Raw genomic sequence first — 25,268 nt, 5'->3', positions numbered from 1 at the left:
CATAAACACAGTTAATCGCCCGCAACTCCCCCGCAATGATCAAAGTTCTTGAAAATCCGTTGTATTACCTGGATAACTTCCAGCGAGTACTGACGTGGATAGGCGACCGCTACGACGATCTGCTGACCGCCGAGGAACGCGATTTCATCACCTCCTTCCCCACGCTGCCGCAAGCCTCGCGCGCGCTGTTCGTGCGCATGGTCATGCGCAAAGGCACGGTGTTCCGCGCCAGCAAACTGGTGTACGCGGAAATCGGCAGCACGCACGAGGCCGCCCGTCCGCTGGCGGCGCTCGGCCTGATCGAGGAAGATCCGCTGGTCGATCTGGACCAGCTGTTCGACCTGCTGCAAAAGCCGGAGATCGGCAAGATCTTCCAGCTGGCGCCGCACGTCAAGCACCTGCGCAAGGCCGAGCAGCTGGAAGCGCTGCGCGAACACTTCGACGGCCAGCACCGCTTCTCCGGCTGGTACCAGGGCTCGGGCGACCACGCCTACCGCAACCTGGCGCAGGAACTGTGCGACCGCCTGCGCCTTATCTTCTTCGGCAACTACCACCAGGACTGGACCGAGTTCGTGCTGTCCGACCTCGGCATCTACCAGTACGAGAAAGTGGAGTTCTCGCCGGCCGCGCGCGGCTTCCGCAACCGCCGCGACATCGACGATTTCCTGGCATTGCACCGCTGCCACGAACGCTTCATCGAAGGCGACGATCCGGCCGCCGTCATTGCCGCGCTGCCGCCCTGCCCGGACGACAACGAATGGCTGCGCAGCCGCCGCGACAAGCTGACCTTCCAGATCGCCCAGCATCTGGAAAAGCTGGCCGACTGGAAGGCCGCGCACGCGCTGTACGCCGGCTGCAACTATCCCGGCGCCCGCGCCCGCGCGGTGCGCGTGCTGGAAAAGGACGAGCAGCCGCGCGCCGCCTTCGAGCTGCTGCAGACGGCGCTGGAGCAACCGGAAAGCCCGGCCGAACAACAGCAGCTGCTGCGCATGGCGCCGCGCCTGGCGCGCAAGCTGGGCCACGCCAAGCCGCCGCCGGCGACTGCCGCGCAGGCGCTGCGCATCGACCTCAGCCTGCCGCCGCCGGCTGAACCGAACTACGTTGAATTCGTCGTGCGCGACCACCTGACGCGCGCCGACGCGCCGGTCTACTACGTGGAAAACTCGCTGATCAATTCGCTGTTCGGCCTGCTGTGCTGGGACGCCGTGTTCTGCCCCATCCCCGGCGCGTTCTTCCACCCCTACCATCGCGGTCCGGCCGACCTGCACAGCGCCGACTTCCAGCGCCGCCGCGCGCAGCAGTTCGCGGCGGCGCTGGCGCAGCTGGACGGCGAACAGTACCGGGCCACCATCCTGGCCAACTACGCCGCCAAGGCAGGTATCCAGTCGCCCTTCCTGTACTGGGACGCGATCGACGAGGAATTGCTGGTCCTGGCGCTGGACTGCATCCCGGCGCTGCACCTGCGGCGCGCCTTCGAGCGCATCCTGGAGGACATCAAGGCCAACCGCAGCGGCTTCCCGGACCTGATCCAGTTCTGGCCGGCCGAGCGCCGCTACAACATGATCGAAGTGAAAGGTCCCGGCGACCGCCTGCAGGACAACCAGCTGCGCTGGATCGCCTATTGCGCCGCGCACGAGATGCCGGTGTCGGTCTGTTATCTGCAGTGGGCGGCATGACGCAGTCCGCCCGCTACACCGTCGCCGTGCGCGCGCTGTGCGAGTTCACCGCCAAGACCGGCGACCTCGACCTGCGCTTCACGCCGTCGCCCACCGCGCAGGAAGGCATCGCCGGCCACGCGGTCGTGGCCTCGCGCCGCGACGACGATTACCAGACCGAGATCGCGTTGAGCGGAGAATGCGGCCCGCTGCGGGTGCGCGGCCGCGCCGACGGCTACGACCTCCGCGCCAACCGGCTGGAGGAAATCAAGACCTATCGCGGCGACCTGAAGAAGATGCCGGACAACCAGCGCGCGCTGCACTGGGCACAGCTGAAGGTCTACGGCCACCTGCTGTGCCAGGACCAGGGCCTGCGGAAGGTCAACCTGGCGCTGGTCTACTTCGATATCGGCAGCCAGAAGGAAACCCTGCTGCACGAAGAGCACACGGCGGCCGGCCTGCGGGCCTTTTTCGAACATCAGTGCGGCCTGTTCCTCGACTGGGCACAACAGGAGATGGCGCACCGCGCCGAACGCGACCTGCAGCTGAAGGCGATGCGCTTCCCCCATGCCGATTTCCGCCCCGGCCAGCGCCAGCTGGCGGAGGCCATGTACAAGGCCAGCAACCGCGGCGTATGCCTGCTGGCGCAAGCGCCCACCGGCATCGGCAAGACCGTCGGCAGCCTGTTCCCGATGCTCAAGGCCAGCGCCGAACACGGCGTCGACAAGGTGTTTTTCCTGGCCGCGAAAACCTCCGGCCGCCAGATGGCGCTGGACGCGGTCGGCGTGATCCGCAGCGGCGCGCCGCTGCTGCCCTTGCGCACGCTGGAGATGGCGTCCAAGGCCAGCGCCTGCGTCAACCCGGACAAGGCCTGCCACGGCGAGTCCTGCCCGCTGGCCAAGGGCTTCTACGACCGCCTGCCGGCCGCGCGCCAGGCCGCGCTGGACATCATGCGGCCGCCGGCCGAAGGCAACGGCCCCTCCCTCGCGCTGGACCGCGACACGCTGCGCGCCGTGGCGCTGGCGCACGAGGTGTGCCCGTACTACCTGAGCAGCGAACTGGCGCGCTGGTGCGACATCGTCATCGGCGACTACAACTATTACTTCGACATCAGCGCCATGCTGCACAGCCTGACCTTGCTCAACGACTGGAAGGTCAACGTGCTGGTGGACGAGGCGCACAACATGGTCTCGCGCGCGCGCAAGATGTATTCGGCCGACATGGAGCACGCCGGCCTGCGCCTGCTGCGCAAGGCGGTGCCGGAGGAATTGAAAAAGCCGCTGGACCGCGTGCACCGCCAGTGGAACCAGCTGGAAAAAGACCAGTCCGCCGACTACCAGTCCTACGCCACGCTGCCGGAAAAATTCATGGGCGCGCTGCAGACGGCGGCCACCGCCATCTCCGACTACATGGCCGACCATCCGGCCTACGTCGACGCCGACCTGCAGAACTTTTACTTCAACGCGCTGCTGTTCGCGCGGCTGGCGGAAACCTTCGGCGAGCACGCGCTGTTCGACATCGAAAAATCCGAAGGCGCGCGTGCCAGCCACAGCAATTCGGTGCTGTGCATCCGCAACATCGTGCCCGCGCCGTACCTGAAGCCGCGCTTTGAAAGCACCCATGCCACGGCGCTGTTCTCGGCCACGCTCAGTCCCTGGAACTACTTCGGCGACATGCTCGGCATGCCGGACACCACGGCCTGGGTCGACGTCGAATCGCCCTTCGTGGCGGAGCAGCTGTCGGTGCAGGTGGCCGCGCACATCTCGACGCGCTACCAGCACCGCCAGCAGTCGCTGCGGCCGATCGCCGAGCTGATGGGCGCGCAGTACCAGCGCCAGCCGGGCAACTACCTGGCTTTCTTCAGCAGCTTCGACTACATGGAAAAGGCCGCCAACCAGTTCGCCGAGCATCATCCGCAGGTGCCGGTGTGGCGCCAGTCGCGCCGCATGGATGAGGCCGAACGCGCGCAATTCCTGTCCCGCTTCACGCTCGACAGCGAGGGCATAGGCTTCGCCGTGCTGGGCGGCTCCTTCGGCGAAGGCGTCGATTTGCCGGGCGCGCGGCTCATCGGCGCCTTTGTCGCCACGCTGGGGCTGCCGCAGATCAACCCGGTCAACGAGCAGATCCGCCAGCGCATGGACGCCATCTTCGGCGCCGGCTACGACTACACCTACACCTTCCCCGGCATGCAGAAGGTGGTGCAGGCGGCCGGCCGCGTGATCCGCACCCAGTCCGACCGCGGCACCGTCTACCTGATCGACGACCGCTTCGGCCGGCCCGAAATCCAGCAGCTGATGCCGGCCTGGTGGCGCATTGAATCGAACGGCGCCAGACGATAGCAATATGCAATGGAGTGCCGGCGGCATGTCTGGTATATTGAAATCGACCAGCTTCAAAGCGCCCCACCTTCGCGCGACCCGACTGTTTATCACCTCACCTCAGCGCCGTGAGCTCTTAGTTTGTAAGGATGCTCCTATGCGCCCCCGAGAAAATGCTCGCCTCGCGGCAGCGATTCAACATGCCATAGTTATCGATGCCGTCGAAGGCGCCGCCCATGCATGGGCTTATCTGTCGACCCATGCCGTCTCCCAAGCCACCATATTGCGGGTACTGTCCGGCGACGGCGCGCGCCGCGCCTCCGACGTCAAGGTGGCCCACCAGGCCCAGGCAGACGGCCAGAAATAGCCGTCGTCCTACTGCAGGACATCGCGGATCTTCTGGTAGCCGCTGCGGCTGACCGGGATCCTGCTGCCGTCCTTGAGGATGGCCACGTGGCTGTCCTTGGTGGCCTGCTCGATGCGGTCGACGCAGGCGATGTTGACGACGTAGGAACGGTGGATGCGCAGGAACTGGCCGGCGTCTAGCTGCCCCTCCAGCTCCGTCAGGCGCTGGTTCTTCAGATAGGATTTCCCCTCCGAGCGGATCTGCACGTAGTCGTCCTGCGCTTCGATGACCTCGATTTTCTCGCTGTTGATGACGTGGACCTTGGCGCCGTCGCGTATCAGCACGCGGCCCAGCGGCTTGTTGCGGCCGGCCGCCTCGCGCACCATGTTCTCCACCGCAGCATCGCCCGTCCCCTTGCCCAGATTGGCGCGCGCATGCGCCAGCGCCTGGTCGAAGCGCTGCTGGCTGAACGGCTTGAGCAGATAGTCGAGCGCGTGGAACTCGAACGCCTTGATCGCATACTGGTCGAACGCGGTGGCGAAGATGTAGCGGGTCTTGCCGCCCGCCAGTTCGGCCACTTCGAAGCCGTCCAGCTTGGGCATCTGGATGTCGAGGAACACCAGGTCCGGCGCCAGCTCGGTGATCGCCTTGACGGCCTCGAAGCCGTTGGCGCATTCCGCCACCACCTCCACGTCGGGATGCTCGGCCAGGTATTCGCGCACCACGCCGCGCGCCAGCATTTCATCGTCCACGATAATGACACGCATGCTCTATTCTCCGTCTTCGCTTGTTTGCGCGGGCATTGCGATCTCCACGCCAAAGCTGTTTTCCTTGCGGCCCCAATGGATGCTGGCCTCGTGTTTATAAGCGCCGGACAAACGCTGGCGCACGTTGGTCAGGCCGATGCCATGGCCGCTGGCTGGCGCCGACGGCATGTCCTCGTCCACCGGGTTGTCGACGCGGATATGCAGCACCGATCCGGCGCGCCGCGCGCTGACGCGGATGGTGCCGCCGTCCGTCATATTGCAGATGCCGTGCTTGACGGCGTTCTCCACCAGCGGCTGGATGATCATCGGCGGCACCAGGCAGGCGGCGGCCTCGTCCTCCACCGCCTCTTCCACCTGCAGCCGGGCGCCGAAGCGCACCTGCTCGATGGCGAGGAAGTGCCGTATCAGCACCACCTCCTCGCCCAGCGTGACTTTTTTATGCGCCTCCATGCCCAGGCTCTGGCGGAAGAAGCTGGCCAGTTCCAGCGTCATGCGGCGGGCTGCCTTCGGGTCCTGCGAGGTCAGCGCACTGATGGAATTGAGGCTGTTGAACAGGAAGTGCGGATCGATCTGCGTGCGCAGCATGCGCAGCTCGGCCTCCTGCGCCATCAGCAGCGATTCAAGCTCGCGCTGCTCGGCGCTCTTGGCGCGCAGGAATTCGATCACCAGGTAGTGCACCGCCGCCGCAAAGCCGTACAGCAGTATGCCCAGGCCGACGATCAGCGCCGACAGGTGCGGGCTGAGTTCTATGCCGGCCCATGCCGTTCCCAGCGTCAGGCAGGCGCCGTTCCACACGCGCCCAACCACCAGCCACAGGAAACCCGACACCACAGCCGCCACCGTCAGCACCAGCGCGATCGCGCCGGGCCGGCGGCTGCCGAGCGGATAGGCGCGGCACAGATAGTAGGCCGAGTAGCCGGCGGCGAAGGCGTACACCAGGTTCATCGGAATCGCGAACAGCATCGCGTTGCCGGCCGGCGCATCGCTGGCCAGCGAAATCACGCCGCCCAGCGCGATGCCCAGGAACAGCCACACCGTCAGGTAGATGACGGTGCCGCGCCGGCTGGAGGAAATCTCCTGCATGCCTAGTTACGCACTTCCAGGCCGCCCATGATGGCGTAGCCGCGCACGATCAGGCGCTTGTCCGGCGTGGTCGGCGGCACCGTCTTTTCCTCGAAGCCGCCCATGATGGGTGTGCCCTGCAGGACCACGGTCCAGTCGATAGGCACCTTGATGGTGACGCCGCCGAACATCGAGAACACGTTCAGCACCGCCTCGCCATTGATCGAGCTTTGGCGCAGATCGAGTTCACAGCCGCCCATCAGCGCGGTGATCTCGCCGCCGCGGAAATCCGGCGTCGTGATGCGGCGCTTGAAACCGCCCATGACGGCCGTGATGTTGATGACGCTGTCGTCGCTGGTTTTTTCCAGCGGGCTGTTGAACTGCTCCAGCAGCGAACGCCCGTTGGTGGACTTGAACACCACCGACAGGCCGGCGGCGATCAGCAGCAAGGGCCACAGCGAGCGCCAGCCGATGGAAATCAGCCCGGTCTCGTTCAGCAGGATCACGCTGCCGACCAGTATCAGCGCGCCGCCGACGATGGCGCCGGCGGTGGTGCGGGTCTGCACCACTTTCAGCACGCCGAAGAAGATCAGCGCGGTCGGCCACAGGTGCAGCGTGAAGTCGATATCCAGCCAGCCCAGGTTATCGAGCAGGAACACCATGCCGACAGCGACCACGAACAGGCCGACGATCATCTGCGACGCGGGAGTTTTTTGGCGTTTCGAGCTCATTTCGGCTCCTTGGTCGAAGGGAAGATATTGTCCAGCAAAGGCCGCAGCAGCATGCCCAGGCCACAGGCCACCACCAGCGCCGGCCAGGTTTCGCCGAAGCCCAGGCCCCAGATGTGGTTGAACGACACATACCACCAGCCGGCGAAGAAAATCTCCCAAAGGCCGTTGAGGAAGTAGCGCGGCGTGGTCGGCGGGATGATCTTGGTGATGCCGCTGATGACCAGCAGCCATGGCCACCAGCGCCAGAAGCTCAGCGGGTTGAAGTCGATTTCGATGATGCCGGCGCGGTCCAGCAGCAGCACGCAGCCGGCGGCGATCAGCGCCGTGCCCCAGACTATCTGTTGGCGCCAGCGGTATGCGGTGTAAATACTCATGTCAGTCCCCCAAGTCGGTATGGATAGAACAATACCGGGGAACGGCTGGCGGGGAAATGGCTATTCGGCGAACGGCGGAAAAGGACCGGTGAATGGCGAAAAAAACTCACGCCGGGGGTGCGTGAGTCGTGTCGGCGAGGCTCAGCTCAGGAGCGGCCGCCGTTGCTGACCTTCTGTTCGAACATCATCATGCCCCAGCCGAGCTGGCGCCGGATTTCTTCCGGCGTAGGCGGCGGCTTGACTTCATGCGACCGGCGTTCCAGGTAGGCGCGCACCAGATATTTTGATGGATGAGTAGTCTGCGACATGATGGCCTCCCAGTAGCGGCAACATCGTTGTTGGTGCCGGTACTTGAGGCTACCGGCTTACCTGCTGCCGAGCGCCTCTTGTATATCTTGTATGAGGCACTCCAAGCATGCAAGGCCAGTGTAGCGCCGCGGACGAGCGCTCTCTGTACGGAGCCGCACACTCCCGCTGATCAGAGTTTTTGCTGCAGGAATTCGAGAAAACAGCTGATCCGTTGCGCCAGCTGGGTGTTGCGGTAGTAGACCGCGTGGATCTGCTGGCAATAGCCGGTGTAGCTCGGTTCCAGCACCTTGACCAGCCGGCCCGCCTCGATGTCGGCGCGGGTCATGAAGTCCGCCAGGCAGACGATGCCCTGCCCCGTCAGCGCCAGCTGGCGCAGCGTCTCGCCGCTGGACGCGGAAATCGACGGCGTGATCGGCAGGCTGTTGCCGCTGCCGTGGCGCAGCGGCCAGTTGTTGCCCTGCTCGTATTGGGCAAAGCCGATCAGCGAATGGCGCGCCAGGTCTTCCGGCGTGTCCGGCGTGCCGTGGCGGCGCAAATACTCGGGACTGGCCAGCACGTACAGCGGGCTGGAACTGAGCGCGCGCGCATGCAAGGTCGAATCGGTCAGCGCGCCGATGCGGATGGCGATGTCGGTGCGGTGCTCGATCAGGTCGGCGATCTGGTCGTTGCTGCTCAACTCCAGCCGGATCTCCGGATACATCGCGCGGAACTCGGCCATGTGCGGCACCACGCAATGCAGCATGAACGGCGAGGCCGCGTCCACGCACAGGCGGCCGGCCGGCTTCTGGCGGCGGATGCGGATGGTCTCTTCGGCTTCTTCCATGGCGCCGAGGATGGCGCGCGCGCGCTCGAGGAACAGATGTCCCTCTTCGGTCAGCTCCATGCGGCGCGTGGTGCGCGTCAACAGCGAGGTGGCCAGCTTTTCCTCCAGCCGCGACAAGGCGCGGCTGACGCCGGAGGTGGTCTGGCCCAGGTGGACCGACGCGGCGCTCAGCGTGCCGCTGTCGATCACCGTGATGAAGGTTTTCAGATCGTCTGAATTAATATCCACTGCTGCTCCGTTGTTACGCCACGTACAGCAGCACCGCGCCGAAATGGCAGGCGCTGCCGCCTAGTACAAACAAGTGCCAGACACCGTGGCCATAACGCCACTTGTGGTCGGTGACAAAAAAGGCGATGCCCACGGTGTACACCACGCCGCCGGCGGCCAGCCAGCCGAAACCAGCCCAGCCCAGCGCATCGATCAGCGGACTGGCGCCGATCACGGCCACCCAGCCCATCGCCACGTAGATCAGCAACGACAGCACCCGCGCGCCCTTGGCAAACCATATCTCCTGCAGGATGCCGATCAGCGCCAGGCCCCATACCACGCCGAACAGCGACCAGCCCCACGGCCCGCGCAGGCTCACCAGCGTGAACGGCGTGTAGCTGCCGGCGATCAGCAGGTAGATGGCGCAGTAGTCCATCTGCCGCAGCACGTCCTTGGCGCGGCCGCGCAGACTGTGATACAGCGTCGACGTCAGGTACAGCCCAAACAAGGTGACGGCGTAAATGCTGAAGCTGACCACTTTCCAGGGATCGCCCGTGCGGGCGGCCAGCACGATCAGCAGCGTGCCGCCGATCGCGGCCAGGGCGGCGCCCACCGTGTGCGTGATGCTGTTGAAGCGCTCTCCGTAATACATATGTGTTTCCAATGCCGAGGTGGCGGCGGCGGAATAGCCACGGCCCCGAGCATTGTATAGCGCATCGCATAACGGTGCCGCGCACCGGTACATAAATGGCAATTAGCAAAAACTTAATCGTAACATATAAAGAATTAATTAAATGCAATGTTACAAATTTTACGTTTCCGGCTTGACTCTGTGCGACACATGTCGCACAATCTCCCCATTGGTCGCAGAAAGGTAAACATGTCCCCTATTCCATCCGTCAGCGAATTGACGATACTCAAGGCGCTGTGGAAACAGCAGCCGCTGAGCGCGCGCGAGGTTCACGAAGCCGTCGCCGGCGAGCTCGAATGGTCGTTCTCTTCCACCCGCAAGACGCTGGACCGCATGCTGGAAAAGCAGATGGTCGGCCAGCACACGGCGCACGGCGTGAACGTGTACAGCGCGCTGCTGGAAAAAGTCGGCACGCTGGCGGCCTTTGCGCATGATTTCGGCCGCCGCGTGATGGAGATCGACGCACCGCTGCCGGTGACCATGTTCACCGGCAGCAAGCTGGTCGACCAGCAGGAGCTGGCGCAGCTGGAGCAGATGCTGCAGCAGTGGCCATCGGACGAGGCCGGCAAGCCATGATGCCGGCCTATGTGGCGATGTTCAAATGGCTGGCGGCCAGCGCCGCTTGCGTGGCGACGGGATTGCTGGCGTGGGCGCTGCTGACGGCCGCGCTGCGCCGCTGGCCCGCCCTGCTGCCGCGCCGCGCGCTGTGGCTGGCCGCGCAAGGCGTGACCGCCGGCGCCGCGCTGCTGGCCTTCGTGCCGCACGCCGCGCAGCTTGGCATTGCGCCTACCGTCACCTTGAGCGAGCCGGCGGCCGTGGCCCGCCAGCCGTCAATCCGTACCGTCACGCCGGGCGGCACACCGCTGTCCGCCGCCTCGCCGTCATCTACCTCACCGTCATCCGCTTCCGCCGGCGAGCGAAGCGACGACACCGGCGACACCAACGACATCAAACCGCCGCCGCCAGCGCTCATCCTGGCGGCGCTTTGGTCCTTGATCTACGCATGCGGCCTGGCCCGTGCGCTGGCCCGGCTGCTGCATGCCCGCCGCCTGTGGCGCCAGTTGCTGGCAAGCGCCGAGCGGCTGTCTTCGCAGGACTTGCTGGCCCACGGCGCCTTCAGCGCAAGCCAGCTGGCCGATATCGCCCGCCACCGCCTGGCGGTGATGGAAACCGGCGCCGCCATCTCCCCCATGCTGGTCGGCGTGCGCCGCCCGCTGTTGCTGCTGCCGCGCCATCTGCGCGATTTCAGCGCCGAGCAGCAGCACATGATCATCGCCCACGAACTGCATCACTGGCGGGCGCGCGATCCCCTGTGCCTCGGCATATCGACCGTGCTGCAAACCGTATTCTGGTTCAACCCAGCGCTGCGTTGGATGCACGCCAGGATGGAGTGGGCGCTGGAGCTGACCTGCGACCAGCAGGTGCTGGCCGGACGTCCGCAGCAGCAACGCAAGCAGTACGCACAAGCCCTGCTGCTGCAGTGGAAGACGCAAACCGCAACCTTGCCGGCGGCAGGCGTGGCATTTGGCGGCATTGACGGCGCCACCGCCGCCGCGCGCATCCGGCACATGCAGCAGAGCGCATTGCCGGCGCTGAGCCGCGCCGCCGTCTGCGGCGTATCCGTATCGTTGGCTGCGCTGCTGGCGGCCGGCGTCATGCTGCAGCCTGTGCTGGCGGTCACCTCCCCCCAGCCGGCAGCCATCGTCGTCCAGACGGCACCGTTTGCGGACAGCGGCGAAACCGCGTGGCGCTACCCGCTCGACAAGATGCACGTCAGCGGCTTCTTCGGCGTAACGCGCACCGTATCGGTCAGGCCGCACACGGGCATCGACATCGCCGCGCCGGTCAACACGCCGGTCCACGCGTCGGCGGCGGGCGTGGTGATCGCAGCCGGACCGCTGGCCGAAAACGATGGGCGTTATGGCACAACCGTCATCATCGACCACGGCACGCAACGTTCGCTGTACGCGCACTTGAGCAGCGTGGCCGTCAAAGCCGGCACCCGTGTCGAAGCGGGCCAGTTGATCGGCGCGGTCGGCGAAAGCGGCTTCGCCACCGGTCCGCATCTGCACTTCGAAATCCGCCAGGGCGAACAGGCCATCGACCCCGCCACCAGGCTCGCCAACCTGGATGCCCACGCCACCAAACGCGCGCTGAAAATCCGCCGACAACAACTAGGTTCCTGAACTATGCAGATTCATCATCTTGCCGGCAGTGCGCTGCTGGCGGTGGGCGCTTGCGCCTACGCTTCCGACAACGACGCACCGGAACCGCCACAGGTCAAGGTCACCGCCGCCCGCGCCGACCAGCGCCAGCGCGAGACCACCACCAACATCACAGTCAACCACGACGACATCATCCGCCAGGGCGACCAGACGCTGGCCGACGTGCTGAAACGCCTGCCAGGCATCAGCATCTCCGGCGTGCCCGGCCAGGGCGGCGCGATCAGCATGCGCGGCCTGGGCAACGGCTATACGCAGATCATGCTGAACGGCGAGCCTGTCGCAGCGGGCTTTTCGCTCGATTCGGTGGCGCCCGAGATGATCGAGCGTATTGAGATCATGCGCAGCACCACGGCGGAATTCAGCAACGCCGCGGTGGCCGGCGCGATCAACATCATCCTCAAGAAAACCGTCAAGCGCGGCCAGCGATCGCTGAGCGCCAGCGTCGCCAGGCAGGCCGGCGCCACCACGCCGGCGCTGTCCGCCACCTTGTCGGACCAGGATGGCGGCTATTCGTACAGCGTCGCCGCCACGTTGACGCGCAAGCGCAACGCTGCGTCGTCGACCGACTGGGAGGAACAGCGCAACACGGCCGGCGAAACCATCCTGCTGCGTCGCACGCCGCAAACCGAATCCGGCCTCACCGATGCGCTGACCATCGCGCCGCGCCTGAACTGGACGTTGGACGGCGGCGATACGCTGACCTGGCTGGGCTTCGCCAACCTGCGCCGGGTCGGAATCCAGCGCCGTGCCGATGAAACGGCGTTGATTGGTGAGCACAGCGAATACCCGCACAACGTCTCCGACTTCGCCGCCAACTTCAGCATGCTGCGCAACGACTTGAACTGGATGCACCTGCTGGCCAGCGGCGCCAGGCTGGAAACGAAGCTGGGCCTGAGCAGCAACCGCCGCAGCGGCACCTTCGACTTCATCGGCCAGGACAGCGACCTGCAGCCGGCCGGACGCCATCATGTCGACTCCGGGCCTTCCGAAACCAGCATCACCGCCAGCGGCACGTATCGCCACCCGGTCGGCGAACGGCACGCGATCGCGCTGGGCTGGGACGCCAGCCATGCGGCCCGCAGCGAGGACCGCAGCGAAACCCTGTTCGGTCCGGACGGCGTGCAAACCGGCGCCAACAACGCCGACTACCGCGCCACCGTCAATCGCATCGCCTTGTTCGCGCAGGACGAATGGCAGGTCACGGAGCGCTACTCGCTCTATCTGGGCCTGCGCCATGAACGGCTGGACACCGCCAGCCGCGCCACCGCCGCCAATGCGCCGGATGCGCTCAGTTCGCGCTCGCAGGTCTGGAGCCCGTCGCTGCAATCGCGCTACCAGCTGCCGAACAAGGACCTGCTGCGGCTGGCCATCAGCCGTACCTACAAGGCACCGCCGTTGTCCAAGCTGGTCCCGCGCCGCTACACCAACGACAACAACAATAACCAGACCAATCCCGATGAACAGGGCAATCCCTACCTGCGGCCGGAACTGGCGTGGGGGCTGGATGCGGCATATGAACACTATCTGGGCGAAGGTGCGCTGGTCAGCATCAGCACCTATGTGCGGCGCATTCGCGACGTGACGCTGACGCGCCTGTTCCAGCAGGACGGAGAGTGGGTCGAGTCGCCGTTCAACCAGGGCAACGCCAGCGTGCACGGGCTGGAGCTGGAGGCAAAACTCCCGCTGTCGCCCGCGCTGGACCTGCGCGCCAATCTCTCCCGCAACTGGTCCAGCGTGGACAGCGTGCAGGGGCCGAACAACCGCCTGGAGAACCAGGTACCGTTCACGGCCAACCTTGGCGCCGACTATCGCCTGCCCGGCGCGGCGCTCACCGTCGGCGGAAGCTTGAACTACCAGGCGGGCGGCCCGGTACGGCAATCGCCGTTGCTGGAAATCGGCGGCAGCCCGAAACGGGAGCTGGACCTGTACGCGCTGTGGAAGATGAATGCGAAGACGCAGCTGCGCTTCTCGGCCAGCAACCTGCTGCGCCAGCAAGCCAGCGAGTTCCACGACTATCGCTACGCCGACGGCCGCCGCTACCGCGTCACGCAGACGCCAAGCTATGCCACACTACGCATCCTGATGGAGCATCAATTTTGAACGAATCAATGAGAAACAAACATATCGACGCCCTGCGCGGCGTCGCCATATTGTGCGTGCTGGTGCTGCACTTTACGCTGGCCTACGGCTTGAAAAACAGCCCGCTGGGCGACCTGCTGCCAGCCTGGCTGCTGCGCGCGGCTTACCAGGGCAACTTCGGCGTGACGATGTTCTTCACCGTTTCCGGTTACCTGATCACATCGACGTCGCTGCGGCGCTGGGGCGACCTGGCGAACATCGATATCCGTACATTCTATTTATACCGTTTCGCGCGCATCATGCCCTGCCTGCTGCTGGCGTTGGCGATCATCGTGCCGCTTGGGCTGATGGAGGTGCCGTTCTTTTCCAATTCGGACGGCGGCGTGCACCGGCCGGCCAGCTACTTCGTCGTCGCGGCGGGATCGGTGCTGACGTTCTGGCATAACCAGCTGATGCAAACGGCCGGCTACTTCAACTACTGCCTGAACGTGTACTGGTCGCTGTCGGTGGAAGAGGTGTTTTACCTGCTGCTGCCGGTATTGTGCCTGTTGTTGCGCAGGCAGTGGCTGATCGTGCTGCTGTGCTGTGCCGCCATCGTGGCGGGACCGATCTACCGCAGCCAGCATACCGACAACGAAATCTTCTTCATGTATGGCTATCTGGCCTGCTTCGACGCCATCGCCTTCGGCTGCCTGACCGCACTGCTGGCGCACGGTACGCGACCCAATGCCCGGCAAGGCACGGCGCTGCGCTGGATCGGCGGCATCGCGCTGGCGGCGCTGTATTTGCGGGGTATCGAGGGACACGAGGTATGGGGCTTCACGCAGGTGGCGATGGCCAGCGCTGCTTTCCTGTTCGGAAGCGCGGCGCAGCCTGGCAGCGCCACCGTCTCGCGCGCTCCGCGCATCGCCCCGCTGCGCTGGTTCGGCCAGCACAGCTACGAGATCTACCTGTTCCATATCATCGTGCTGGCGGCGATGCGCAACGTGGCGACCAAGGCCAGCCTGAGCTACGCCGCCAGGCTGCCGTGGCTGCTGCTGTTCCTCGGCCTGACGGCGCTGGTAGCCGCCCTCGTCGCCCGCTACGTCTCCGAACCCGCCAACGCGGCACTGCGCCGCCAACAGCGACGGCAGCCATATTTGCAAGGCTAGATCCCTTGCTGTGGTATGGTTTCGCTATGACGCAAGCACAAATTCAATCTTCGCAACAATCGTATAAACCGTATAAACGCTGCATGGTGCTGGGTGGAGGCGGGTTTCGGTTCGGCATCTACATCGGCATGTATGCCGCGCTGCGGCAGGCCGGGCGCGCGCCCGATGTGCTGCTGGCCAGCTGCGGCGGTGCGATCGCCGCCACCATCATCCACAACCTGCCGGATCCGGAGCAGCAACGGGCCTGGCTGTCTTCGCCGGAGATGTACAGCTTCTGGTGCAGCCTGAAATCGACCCGGCGCGCGGCGCTGATCGGCAGCCTGGCGCGCGCCGCCAAGCGCAAGTTGTCGACGGCGCGGGCGCCGGTGATTCCGGACCTGTTCAGCGACTACCTGTTCGAGATTCCAGCGCAACTGCCCTTCCCGCCCGCCACCGGCACACCGGAGGTGGACGTCGCCATCATCGGCGGCAAGCTGCTGTTCGACGAATCGGAAGTGGGCCAGCCGCGCGGCCAGCGCAAACTGTATGCGGAAACCGTGTTTTGCGGCGAACGCGCCGCCGCCCAGCTGCGGGACATGGATGCGCCGCTCAGCGACGCCCGCTGGGGCGACCACGCCGTCGCGCGCGAGCTGCTGGTCGACGGCACCGTGCCGATCACCGTCGCCGCCCGCATCTCCATCGCCGACATGATCTACTTCCGCTGCGCGCAATACCAGGGTCAGGAATATATCGGCGGCGTGCTGGACCTGTTCCCGGTCGAAATCGCCCGCCGTCTCGGCACGGAAGTCGTCATGGAATTCAAGGAAGCGTTCGACCAGGTATTCTCGATTCCCGCCTGGCGCACCGTGCTGGGCGTGGACGGCAACGCGCGCCTGCGCTACGCCAACACGCACCTGGCCGACATGCGCATCGATTCGTCGGACGTGTCGGTGGTGCTGGAGAAGCAGCAGCTGCAGCAAAAGCTGGACTGGCGCCGCAACCGCATCGAACTGGCCATGCCGCCGAGCTACGAGACCTTTGTGCAGCACATGACCGACCAGTGGCAATTCGGGTATGACCGCGCAAGCGAGGCGCTGGGCCGGCCGGCGCGCCAGCATCCGCCGGTCCGCCGCGCCCACCGCCACAGCAAGCCGCTGCGCAGCATAGAACCTTAACTTAACGCTAGTCCGACGCCAGCACCTGGTGCAGCGACTGCACCGCCGCCGAACCTTCGCCGACAGCGGCGGCCACGCGCTTGACCGAACCGCTGCGCACGTCGCCGACGGCAAAGATGCGCGGCCGGCTGGTCTCCAGGAAGTGCGGACTGCGCTCCAGCGGCCACGAGGACGATCCCGATACCTGCGGCCCGGTCAGCACGAAGTTCTTGTCGTCGAGGTCGACGCAATCGCCCAGCCACGCGGTGCTCGGCTCGGCGCCGAGGAACAGGAACAGGTGGCGCGCCGGCGCGGTCTTGACCTCGCCGCCGGCAGGTTGCCAGCTGATGCGCTCCAGCCGGTCCTCGCCCTGCAGCTCGACGATCTGCTTGCGGGTATGCAGCGTGATGTTAGGCGCCGCCTCGATGCGCTGGATCAGGTAGCGCGACATGCTGGCGGCCAGGCCGTCGGCGCGCACCACGATGTGCACGTGCTTGGCGTGGCCGGCCAGGAACACCGCCGCCTGTCCGGCCGAATTGCCGCCGCCGACGATCACCACTTCCTCGTTGGCGCAGAACGTCGCTTCCATGAAGGACGCGCTGTAATAGACGCCGCGCCCCTCGAAGCGCTCCAGCCCCGGCAGGTCCGGCTTGCGGTAGCGGGCACCGGTGGCGATGACGATCGATCGCGCGCGCAAACGCTCGCCGCTGTCGATGGCGATTTCGAAATCCGGGCCTTCGCAATTGACGGAGCTGACCTTGACCGGCACCGCCACCTCGGCGCCGAACTTGCGCGCCTGCGACAGCCCGCGACCGGCCAGCGCCTGGCCGGACACGCCGGTCGGGAAGCCGAAATAGTTTTCGATCTTGGAGCTGGAACCGGCCTGGCCGCCCGGCGCCTTGGCGTCCAGCACGGCCACGCTCAAGCCTTCGGAAGCCGCGTACACGGCCGCCGCCAGGCCCGCCGGGCCGGCGCCGACCACCACCAGGTCGAAGCTGCGGCCGTCGATGTTGTCGGAGCTGAGGCCGATGCTGTCGGCCACCTGGCGCAGCGTCGGCTGGCGCAGCACGTCGCCGGAGGGCGTGACCACGGCCGGGATATCGGCTTCGGTGACGCCGAAGCGCTCCATCAGCGCCGCCGTTTCGTCGTGCAGTTCGACGTCGAAGTAGGCGGCCGGCTGGCCGTTGCGGGTCAGGAAGTGGCGCAGGATCAGCGTCGCCTGCGAATGGCGCGCGCCGAACACCACCACGCCGCCGGTCTGGTCCTGCATGTAGGCGACGCGGCGCAGGATGTAGGCGCGCATGATGGTCTCGCTCAGCGCCGCTTCCGAGATCACCAGCGTGCGCAGGGCTTCCTCGGGGATGACGATCAGTTCGCTGTCGCTCTTCACGCGGCCGGTGGCGACGGCGGCGCGGCCCGCCAGCGTGCCGATCTCGCCGGTGAACATGCCGGGACCGTGGTTGCCGATGACGGTCGAGCCGAGCGCCGAGCCGCGCTCGATTTCGATCGCGCCGGAGATGATGACGTACATCGAGATGTGGCGGTCGCCCTGGCGGAACAGGATGTCGCCGGCGCGGAAGCTGCGGCGTTCGCCGTAGCGGCTGAGCAGCTCGAATTCGCTTTCGCTCAGCGTGGGGAATATCTGGTGGCGGCGGTTGCCGATGTCCGATGATGCGAGATGAGGGCTGGCGCTATTGCCGCTCCCTGGGTTCTGTTCCATGCCGTGTCCTCGTTCAATATGCGGCAATGATAGCGCTTATTCAGCGACAGAGTTGCTGCCACTGCTGCTCGAATTCGGCCGGCGAAACGTCTTGCGCCAGCAAGGTCAGGTCGCGCGCGACCGAGATGTAGCGCTGGTAGCCGATGTAACCGCCAAACGCGTCCTTGGCGTTGACTTCGCCGCATGGGGCGCCGCCCTTGCCGATGAACTGGTTGCGGAACTGCGCCGACGCCGGCTCCCGCACCTTTTCCTTCACATATTTCTCGCCCAGGCTGGTCAGTGTGGCCGCTTCCTCGCGCTGTTTTTCCGCCGCGCTCTTGCCGCAGGCACTCAGGCCCACGGCCAGCAAGGAAGCCAGCACTAACGCCGCGCCCTTGCGCATGGTGTTAGCCAAATCCATAATGTTTTCTCTTTTGTAATTATCTGTAAGCAATTATCTACTATCTTAACAATTTCTGCATAGTCATTAACGCGGCATGGGCTTGCATTGTTGACAGACCACGTATTTGTTATTATCCCAAGCTTTACAGCCTGATCAGGAGATCACATGTCCCACCCGATACCCGCACGGTTCTTCAAGGCGCTGCTGTGCTGCGCATTACTGCTTGGCAGCTATGCCGGGGCGGCAGACAAAGTGGCCGCCCCGCTCGCCCATGTGACCATCCTGGCCACCGGCGGCACCATCGCCGGCAGTGGCGCCACCAGCACCACCACGGTCGGCTACACGGCCGCCACCGTCGGCGTGGACCGCCTGATCGCCGCCGTGCCGGAGCTGGCCAAGGTGGCCCAGGTCAAGGGCGAGCAGGTGTTCCAGATCGCCAGCGAAAACATGAGCAACGAACACTGGCTGACCTTGGCCAAGCGCGTCAACGTGCTGCTGGCCCAGTCCGACGTGGACGGCATCGTCATCACCCACGGCACCGACACGCTGGAAGAAACCGCCTACTTCCTCGACCTGGTGGTCAAGAGCAAAAAGCCGGTGGTGCTGGTCGGCGCGATGCGCCCGGGCACCGCGCTGTCGGCCGACGGCCCGATCAACCTGTACAACGCGGTACTGCTGGCGGCCAGCCAGGAAGCCGTCGGCAAGGGCGTGCTGGTGGCGATGAACGACCAGATCCACGGCGCCCGCGACGTGACCAAAACCAACACCTCGACGCCGGACAGCTTCAAGACGCCGGAATTGGGCATGCTGGGTTACATCCAGGGCAACAAGCCTTACTTCTACCACGCGTCGACCCGCAAGCACACGGTCGACACCGAGTTCGACGTCTCCAAACTGGACGCACTGCCGCAGGTTGATATTTTCTACGGCTACGCCAATGTTAATCCAGTTGCGCTGAATGCGCTGGTGGCCGCGGGCGCCAAGGGTATCATCCACGCCGGCGTGGGCGACGGCAGCCTGGCCGCCAAGGTGACGCCGTCGCTGACGGCCGCCCGCAAGCAAGGCGTAGTGATCGTGCGTTCCAGCCGCGTCGGCCAGGGCATCGTGGCCCGCAACGGCGAAGCCAACGACGACGAGCTGGACTTCGTGGTCTCCGATACGCTGAACCCGCAGAAAGCGCGCATCCTGCTGATGCTGGCCTTGACCAAGACCAGCGACAGCAAGGAAATCCAGCGCATGTTCTATACCTACTGAACGAGGTGGGGAGTTTGAATGCGCCGGAACCGGCGCATGATGAGATATTAGTTTGTTAGTTTGTCACTCCGGGGCCACCTGGCCCCGGGGATCCCAGCGCCTCACCGTCTTCGCGTCGAGGCCGAACAGGTCCAACACCCTTCCCAGCGTATGGTCGACCATCTCGTCGATGCTCTGCGGCCGCGCGTAAAACGCCGGCACCGGCGGATAAATGATGGCGCCCATCTCGGTCACCGCCGTCATGCTGCGCAAATGGCCCAGGTGCAGCGGCGTCTCGCGCAGCATCAGCACCAGCCGCTTGCGCTCCTTGAGCATGACATCGGCGGAGCGCGACAGCAGCGTGCTGGTCATGCCGGTGGTGATCTCCGACATGGTCTTGATCGAGCACGGCGCCACGATCATCCCCGAAACCTGGAACGAACCGCTGGCGATGCTGGCCCCGATGTCGCTGTTGGAGTGGACCACGTCGGCCAAGGCGCGCACCTCGGTCACGCTCAGGTCGCTCTCGTGGGCCAGCGTGACCTGGGCCGACTTGCTCATCACCAGATGCGATTCCACATCAAGCTGGCGCAGCAGCTGCAGCAGGCGGATGCCGTAAACGACGCCGGAGGCACCGCTGATGCCGACGATAAAACGGGGACGGGATGATGGTTGCATGATGGTAGATGTCTGGTAGTTGCAGCGCTGGAGAGCCGATGGTAACAGAGCCAAACAGCCGTGAACGGCGCGGTCAAATTAATTAGTTTTTCTAATTAAGTGATCAGATATTGTTGCTTCAGTTATGTGCCGTAGTGCTTTAGATTGCGATGGTCGACACCTGTCGACACCGATCATGACATACGGAGACAACATTGAGTTCCCATCCCGATTTCAACGCCGCGGAGCAGGCGAGCGCCCTTCCCGACCTGGAGCGTTTCGAACTGCGCCGGTTTGCCGCCGCGCTAGGCGAGGCCGAATTTGAACGCCACGCCGGCCCGGTCGAGCTGGCCGACGTCGCGCGCCTGCTGGAAGGCAACCCGAAAGCGGTCATCTTCGACCGGCCCTCCGGCGCCGGCGACGCCGCCCCGTTCGCGCTGTGCGGCAACCTGGCCGGCAGCCGCAGCCGCCTGGCGGCGGCTTTCGACACCACCTCCGAAAACCTGCTGCAGGAGGTGCTCAAGCGCCTGCGCCGGAAGGCCAGCATCCACCAGGTTACGCGCGAGGCGGCGCCGGTGCAGCAGGTGGTGCTGACCGGCGACGACTGCGACTTCACCAGGCTGCCGGTGCACCTGCAGCACGGCCTGGACGGCGCCCCCTACATCTCCTCGTCGATCGACTTCGTCATCGACAAGAACACCGGCTGGACCAACGTCGGCGTTCGCCGCCTGATGCTGCGCGGCCGCCGCACCGCCGGCATCGATCTGATCGCGCCGTCCGACCTGCGCGCGATCTACCTCGAGCACGCCAACCGCGGCGAACGGCTGCCGATCGCCTTCGCGGTGGGCACCCACCCGATCGACCACGTGGCCGCCACCATGCGCCTGCCGACCGATGAACTGGAACTGCTGGCGTCGCTGCGCGGCGCGCCGCTGGGCGTGGTCAAGTGCGTCACCAACGACCTGATGGTGCCGGCCGACGCACAGTTCATCCTCGAAGGCTACCTCGACGAAAACGGCCACGTCGAGCCGGAAGGTCCGTACGGCGAGTTCCTCGGCTACTACGGCGGCGTCAAGCGCAATCCGCTGTTCCACCTGACGGCGATCACGCACCGCCGCGACCCGGTGTTCCAGACCTCGACCATCAGCGGCCGCGACATGGCCTATACCGACACCGCCCAGCTGTGCGCGTTGCGCACCGAGGTGACCGTCTGGCGCGCGCTGGAAGTGGCCGTGCGCGAAGTGAAGGCGGTGTACGCCAGCGCGGCCAACGGCGGCATGTTCAACGTCCGCGTCTCGCTGCAGCAGCGCGTGCCGGGCGAGGCGCGCAACGCCATCGCGGCTGTATTCGCCTGCCTGGCCAACGTCAAGCACGTGTTCGTGGTCGATCCCGACATCGACATCTTCTCCGACGACCAGATGGACTGGGCGCTGGCCACCCGCTTCCAGGCCGACCGCGACCTGGTGCTGCAGGACCGCATGCGCGCCATGCCGCTCGATCCGTCGCTGGCCGGTTCCCACCACACGGCAAAGGCCGGCTTCGACCTGACGCTGCCATTCCTGCGTCCGGGCATGAACCGTTCGATCGAGCACCGCGTGCCGGCCGCGCCGGTCTTCGACGGCGCGCGCTTCGAGTCGCTGCAGGCGGCGCTGGAACATGGACCAAAGCTGTTCGCCGAACTGATGGCAGCCGTCGGCAGCCGCGACGGCCGCGAAGTGGTCCGCTGGCTGGAAGACACCGGCGCCACACGCGCCATCACGCGCGACGACGAAGGCCGCTACCTGTTCGCCTGAGCGACGCCGTCCCCGTAAAAGCAATGAGCCGCCATCCCCAAACCGGGGATGGCGGCTCATTTTTTTGACGTGCTTTAAAACCGTGTAGACAGCGCGGTGGCGGCAAGATGGCCAGCCAGCACGCTGGCCGATGCCGGCGCCATGCCGGGGGCCAGCGACAGGAACTGCTTGACGGCGCGCAGTGTCACGGCGCCGTTGCCGAGCATCGTCTGGACCAGCATATCGGCCGCGGCATCGAGTCCGGCGGCCGGCATCACGCTGGCCACCAATCCGGCCTCGAGCGCCTGCGCGGCGCTCAGCGGCATGCGGCTGTAGACCATATGCGCCAGCGTCTTGACCGGCACCCGGTCGGCCAGCGCCGCCATCACCAGCGTTGGGGGAATATCGCGCTCCATCTCGGGAATCTGGAACACGGCGTCGTCGGCGCACAGCACCAGGTCGGCCACGCAGGCCAGCGCGCAACCGGCACCTATCGCGCGGCCCCGCACCACCGTCAGCACCGGCACGGGCGCCGCCTTGATCGCGTCGTACAGCGCCAGCGGCGGCAGCGCCACCACCTGGCGCACGGTCTCCGCCGATGGCTTGGTGCCGAGCGTGGGGATAGGCGAATCGCGGCCGGTGCAGAAATCGGCGCCGTCGGCGTCGATGCGCACCAGCTTGACGCCGGGGTCGAGCGCCGCCAGCGCGGCGACGATCAATTCGCCCATGCGGGCCGTCAGCGCGTTGCCCTTGTCGGCGCGTTCCAGGCGTATCGCCAGCACGTCGCCGTCGCGAATGATTTTTACCTGTTCTTTATCCATTTTCCTGTTCCCGCTGTATGTAATTCCAGATCACCGCCGGTGTGGCGGGCATGTCAAGTTCCTGGGAGGCGCCCTCGCCCAGCGCGTCGGCCAGGGCGTTGTAGATGACGGCGGTGGCCGGCGTGATGCCGCTCTCGCCGCCCCCCTTCACGCGCAGCGGGTTGCCAGCGGTCGGATCCTCGGAGAATTCAAGCGTCATGCGCGGCACCCGGCCGGCGCGCGGCACGCCATAGTCCATATAGGAACCCGACAGCACCTGGCCGCTGTCGGGATCGACGTAAAAGCCTTCCGACAGCGCCTGGCCTATGCCCTGCGCCAGCCCGCCGTGCACCTGGCCCTCGACGATCATCGGATTGATCGGCTGGCCGACGTCGTCCACCGAGATGTAGTGCAACAGCTCGACTTCGCCGGTGTCGGGGTCGACCTCCAGTTCCATCGCCGCCGACCCGGTCGGATGCGCGGCCATGCGGCCGTTGAATTCGGCCTCGGCTTCGAGCGGCGGCAGGCCCGCCTTGGCCAGCCGGCGCGCCAGCTCGAACAGGCCGGCCGCGTGCCCGTCGGCGCGGAACGAGCCGTCGGCGAACGACACCGTGGCCGCATCGACCTTCAGCAGTCCGGCCAGCGCGGCCTTGCCCTGCTCGACGATCTTGGCCGCGCCATGCACCAGCAGCGTGCCGCCCAGCCGCATGCTGCGGTCCGAGTGGGTGCCGCCGCCGACGCTGACAAAGGCGGTGTCGCCGGTGCGCAGGCGCACCGAGTCGACCGGCACGCCCAGCTGCGCCACCACCACCTGCGCGAAGGTCGTCGCGTGGCCCTGGCCCTGGGTCTGTGTGCCGGACACCAGGTCGATCACGCCCTGCGGCAGCACGCGCATCTCGATCCGCTCGCGCGGCGCGCCCACCGGCGCCTCGATGTAGTTGACCAGACCGATGCCGCGCAGCTTGCCGCGCGCGGCGGAAGCGGCGCGGCGCGCCGCGAAGCCGTCCCAGTCGGCCAGTTCCAGCACACGTTCCATGTTGCCGGCGAAGTCGCCGCTGTCGTAGTGCAGACCCATCGGGCTCAGGTAAGGCATGGCGTCGCGCCGCACGATGTTGCGGCGGCGGATCTCGACCCGGTCGATGCCCAGCGCGTGCGCGCCGAGATCGAGCAGGCGCTCCATCATGTGGTTGGCCTCCGGCCGCCCGGCGCCGCGATAAGGCGCGGTCGGCGCGGTATTGCTCAGCACCGCGCTGATGTGCACCGCCGCCACCGGCACGTGGTACACCGTGGTCATGACGCGGGTACCGTTCGACATCGGCACGTACGACACCGTATGGGCGCCGACGTTGCCTATCCATTCATTGTCGATGGCCAGGATATGGCCGTCGGCGTCGAACGCGATTGCCGCGCGCAGCATCGCGTCGCGGCCCTGGTAGTCGGACAGAAAGGCCTCGCTGCGGTCGCCGGTCCACTTGACCGGACGCCCCACCTCGCGCGCCGCCCACACCACCGCCAGCTGCTCGACATAGAGCGAGCTGCGCGGACCGAAGCCGCCGCCCACGTCCGGGCACACCACGCGCACCTTGTCGGCCGGCACGCGCAGCGCGGCCACCAGGCCCATTTTCTGGCGCACCGCGCCCTGGCTGCCCGAGATCAGCGTATAGCTGCCGGCCTCGGGATCGTAGACGCCGATCGCCGCGCGCGGCTCCATCTGGCAGTTGACGACGCGGCTGTTGTGGAATTCGCGCCGCAGCACGTAATGGGCGCCGGCGAAGATGGCGCGCGCCTTGTCGCGGTCGCCCAGCTGCGTCTGGAAGCACAGGTTGCCGGGCGCATCGTCGTAGAGCTGGGGAGCGCCGGCGGCCATGGCGGCATCGGCAAGCACCACGGCATCGAGCACGTCGTAATCGACGTCCACCAGTTCGGCGGCGTCGCGCGCCTGCGCTGCGCTGGCGGCGATCACCATCACCACCGCCTCGCCCACGTGGCGCACCTTGTCGACCGGCAGCGGCAGGTGCAGGCGGCTGTAGACGGAGCCGGTCAGCGACTCCCTGAACGCCGGCGCCGTGTGGTCGATGGCGTCGAGCGGCATCGGCACGTGCTGGATGCCCTGGAAACCGGCGGCCAGGTAGTCGTCGCCGGTCAGCACCGCCAGCACGCCGGGCGCGGCGCGCGCGGCGCTGGTGTCGATCGCATGGATGCGCGCGTGCGCGTGCGGCGAGCGCAGGAAGGCGGCATACACCTGGCCATCGACGCTGATGTCGTCGGTGTACTGGCCGTTGCCGGTCACCAGGCGCCGGTCTTCCAGGCGTGGCAGGGACTGGCCGATCATGGCTGTGCCTCCAGTTCGGGATACAGCGCGCGGGCCGCATGGCGCACCGACGCGATGATGTTCACATAGCCGGTGCAACGGCAGATATTGCCCTCCAGCGCAGTATGAATGGCCTCGTCGTCCAGCGACGCCGGCTTCTCGCGCAGGAAATAGTCGATCGCCATGATCATGCCCGGCGTGCAAAAACCGCACTGCAGACCGTGGCACTGCACGAAGGCTTCCTGCACCGCGTGCAGGCGGCCGTCCCGCTCCATGCCCTCGACGGTGCGCACGCTGCCGCCGCTGGCCTGGGCCGCCAGCACCGTGCACGACTTGACGGCGGCGCCGTCAAGGTTGACCGTGCAGGCGCCGCACTGCGTCGTGTCGCAGCCGACATGGGTGCCGGTCATGCCCAGCTCCCGCCGCAAAAACTCCACCAGCAGCGTGCGGTCCTCGACCTCGCGCTCGACCTGTTGACCGTTGACCTGTAATTTCACTTGTACCACGTCTCACCTGCCTGTT

General features: G+C 66.0%; 23 protein-coding genes. 10 read left to right on the top strand and 13 right to left on the bottom strand.

Going from position 1 to position 25,268, the window contains the following annotated elements:
• Positions 1-35 precede the first annotated feature (35 nt).
• The 3 genes from ABWW33_RS14820 (at position 36) to ABWW33_RS14810 (ending at position 4,340) form a co-directional block, all read left to right on the top strand.
• The gene (locus ABWW33_RS14820; RefSeq protein WP_176653951.1) at positions 36-1,676 is read left to right on the top strand and encodes a VRR-NUC domain-containing protein; all 1,641 of its coding nucleotides are present in this window, start codon (positions 36-38) and stop codon (positions 1,674-1,676) included.
• The gene (locus ABWW33_RS14815) at positions 1,673-3,994 is read left to right on the top strand and encodes a helicase C-terminal domain-containing protein (RefSeq protein WP_353402468.1); all 2,322 of its coding nucleotides are present in this window, start codon (positions 1,673-1,675) and stop codon (positions 3,992-3,994) included. The genes ABWW33_RS14820 and ABWW33_RS14815 overlap by 4 nt, the downstream gene beginning before the upstream one ends.
• A 136-nt stretch (positions 3,995-4,130) precedes the next feature.
• Positions 4,131-4,340 carry a hypothetical protein gene (locus ABWW33_RS14810; protein ID WP_176653949.1) on the top strand — a complete coding sequence of 70 codons (210 nt, stop codon included), beginning with the start codon at positions 4,131-4,133 and terminating at the stop codon, positions 4,338-4,340.
• Positions 4,341-4,348: 8 nt separating this feature from the next.
• On the opposite strand, the gene ABWW33_RS14805 is transcribed toward ABWW33_RS14810, so the two are convergent.
• The 7 genes from ABWW33_RS14805 to trhA all read right to left on the bottom strand — a co-directional run bounded on the left by ABWW33_RS14805 (position 4,349) and on the right by trhA (position 9,244).
• A complete protein-coding gene (locus ABWW33_RS14805) occupies positions 4,349-5,086 on the bottom strand; it encodes a LytR/AlgR family response regulator transcription factor (protein ID WP_353402466.1) in 738 nt (245 codons plus the stop codon).
• Between the two features lie 3 nt (positions 5,087-5,089).
• The gene (locus ABWW33_RS14800) at positions 5,090-6,169 is read right to left on the bottom strand and encodes a sensor histidine kinase (RefSeq protein ID WP_353402464.1); all 1,080 of its coding nucleotides are present in this window, start codon (positions 6,167-6,169) and stop codon (positions 5,090-5,092) included.
• Between the two features lie 2 nt (positions 6,170-6,171).
• The gene (locus ABWW33_RS14795; protein ID WP_176653946.1) at positions 6,172-6,879 is read right to left on the bottom strand and encodes a LiaF transmembrane domain-containing protein; all 708 of its coding nucleotides are present in this window, start codon (positions 6,877-6,879) and stop codon (positions 6,172-6,174) included.
• Positions 6,876-7,253 carry a LiaF transmembrane domain-containing protein gene (locus ABWW33_RS14790; protein ID WP_353402462.1) on the bottom strand — a complete coding sequence of 126 codons (378 nt, stop codon included), beginning with the start codon at positions 7,251-7,253 and terminating at the stop codon, positions 6,876-6,878. Before ABWW33_RS14790 ends, ABWW33_RS14795 begins: the two co-directional genes overlap by 4 nt.
• A 146-nt stretch (positions 7,254-7,399) precedes the next feature.
• Positions 7,400-7,561 (bottom strand): hypothetical protein, encoded by a 162-nt coding sequence (locus ABWW33_RS14785; RefSeq protein WP_176653944.1) that lies wholly within the window; start codon positions 7,559-7,561, stop codon positions 7,400-7,402.
• A gap of 170 nt (positions 7,562-7,731) precedes the next feature.
• The gene (locus ABWW33_RS14780; RefSeq protein ID WP_176653943.1) at positions 7,732-8,613 is read right to left on the bottom strand and encodes a LysR substrate-binding domain-containing protein; all 882 of its coding nucleotides are present in this window, start codon (positions 8,611-8,613) and stop codon (positions 7,732-7,734) included.
• A gap of 13 nt (positions 8,614-8,626) precedes the next feature.
• Positions 8,627-9,244: a PAQR family membrane homeostasis protein TrhA gene (gene trhA, locus ABWW33_RS14775; protein ID WP_176653942.1), complete on the bottom strand. Its 618-nt coding sequence runs from the start codon at positions 9,242-9,244 to the stop codon at positions 8,627-8,629.
• Between the two features lie 228 nt (positions 9,245-9,472).
• On the opposite strand from trhA, the gene ABWW33_RS14770 reads away from it, so the two are divergent.
• The 5 genes from ABWW33_RS14770 (at position 9,473) to ABWW33_RS14750 (ending at position 15,892) form a co-directional block, all read left to right on the top strand.
• On the top strand, positions 9,473-9,859 hold the full coding sequence (locus ABWW33_RS14770; protein WP_176653941.1) for a BlaI/MecI/CopY family transcriptional regulator: 387 nt from the start codon (positions 9,473-9,475) through the stop codon (positions 9,857-9,859).
• Positions 9,856-11,469, top strand: a complete 1,614-nt coding sequence (locus ABWW33_RS14765; protein WP_353402459.1) for a peptidoglycan DD-metalloendopeptidase family protein — start codon at positions 9,856-9,858, stop codon at positions 11,467-11,469. Before ABWW33_RS14770 ends, ABWW33_RS14765 begins: the two co-directional genes overlap by 4 nt.
• Positions 11,470-11,472: 3 nt before the next feature.
• Entirely contained in the window at positions 11,473-13,608 is a 2,136-nt protein-coding gene (locus ABWW33_RS14760; protein WP_353402457.1) for a TonB-dependent receptor plug domain-containing protein, read from the top strand.
• 8 nt (positions 13,609-13,616) lie between these two features.
• Complete coding sequence (locus ABWW33_RS14755; RefSeq protein ID WP_176653938.1) at positions 13,617-14,738, top strand: acyltransferase family protein; 1,122 nt, start codon at positions 13,617-13,619, stop codon at positions 14,736-14,738.
• Positions 14,739-14,821: 83 nt separating this feature from the next.
• Complete coding sequence (locus ABWW33_RS14750) at positions 14,822-15,892, top strand: patatin-like phospholipase family protein (protein ID WP_176653937.1); 1,071 nt, start codon at positions 14,822-14,824, stop codon at positions 15,890-15,892.
• 7 nt (positions 15,893-15,899) lie between these two features.
• On the opposite strand, the gene ABWW33_RS14745 is transcribed toward ABWW33_RS14750, so the two are convergent.
• Both ABWW33_RS14745 and ABWW33_RS14740 read right to left on the bottom strand, forming a co-directional pair.
• Complete coding sequence (locus ABWW33_RS14745) at positions 15,900-17,591, bottom strand: FAD-dependent oxidoreductase (RefSeq protein WP_353402455.1); 1,692 nt, start codon at positions 17,589-17,591, stop codon at positions 15,900-15,902.
• A 40-nt stretch (positions 17,592-17,631) separates the two neighbouring features.
• Positions 17,632-17,991 (bottom strand): hypothetical protein, encoded by a 360-nt coding sequence (locus tag ABWW33_RS14740; protein ID WP_176653935.1) that lies wholly within the window; start codon positions 17,989-17,991, stop codon positions 17,632-17,634.
• A 147-nt stretch (positions 17,992-18,138) separates the two neighbouring features.
• Here ABWW33_RS14740 and ABWW33_RS14735 point away from each other — a divergent pair, with 147 nt between their 5' ends.
• Positions 18,139-19,227, top strand: a complete 1,089-nt coding sequence (locus tag ABWW33_RS14735; RefSeq protein ID WP_176653934.1) for a type II asparaginase — start codon at positions 18,139-18,141, stop codon at positions 19,225-19,227.
• 63 nt (positions 19,228-19,290) lie between these two features.
• Here the strand turns inward: ABWW33_RS14735 and ABWW33_RS14730 are convergent, their stop codons facing one another.
• Positions 19,291-19,884 carry a UbiX family flavin prenyltransferase gene (locus ABWW33_RS14730; protein WP_176653933.1) on the bottom strand — a complete coding sequence of 198 codons (594 nt, stop codon included), beginning with the start codon at positions 19,882-19,884 and terminating at the stop codon, positions 19,291-19,293.
• Positions 19,885-20,078: 194 nt separating this feature from the next.
• Between ABWW33_RS14730 and ABWW33_RS14725 the strand changes: the two genes are divergently transcribed.
• On the top strand, positions 20,079-21,656 hold the full coding sequence (locus ABWW33_RS14725) for a UbiD family decarboxylase (RefSeq protein ID WP_176653932.1): 1,578 nt from the start codon (positions 20,079-20,081) through the stop codon (positions 21,654-21,656).
• Positions 21,657-21,730: 74 nt separating this feature from the next.
• On the opposite strand, the gene ABWW33_RS14720 is transcribed toward ABWW33_RS14725, so the two are convergent.
• The 3 genes from ABWW33_RS14720 to ABWW33_RS14710 are packed head-to-tail and all read right to left on the bottom strand — an operon-like array spanning position 21,731 to position 25,252.
• A complete protein-coding gene (locus ABWW33_RS14720; protein ID WP_353402452.1) occupies positions 21,731-22,456 on the bottom strand; it encodes an enoyl-CoA hydratase/isomerase family protein in 726 nt (241 codons plus the stop codon).
• A complete protein-coding gene (locus tag ABWW33_RS14715; RefSeq protein WP_353402450.1) occupies positions 22,449-24,767 on the bottom strand; it encodes a xanthine dehydrogenase family protein molybdopterin-binding subunit in 2,319 nt (772 codons plus the stop codon). Before ABWW33_RS14715 ends, ABWW33_RS14720 begins: the two co-directional genes overlap by 8 nt.
• Complete coding sequence (locus ABWW33_RS14710; protein ID WP_353402448.1) at positions 24,764-25,252, bottom strand: (2Fe-2S)-binding protein; 489 nt, start codon at positions 25,250-25,252, stop codon at positions 24,764-24,766. Before ABWW33_RS14710 ends, ABWW33_RS14715 begins: the two co-directional genes overlap by 4 nt.
• Positions 25,253-25,268 lie beyond the last annotated feature (16 nt).

It is taken from the genome of Duganella hordei, assembly GCF_040369125.1.
Taxonomy (GTDB): Bacteria; Pseudomonadota; Gammaproteobacteria; order Burkholderiales; family Burkholderiaceae_D; genus Rugamonas; species Rugamonas hordei.
This window is presented reverse-complemented; position numbering and strand designations above follow the sequence as displayed.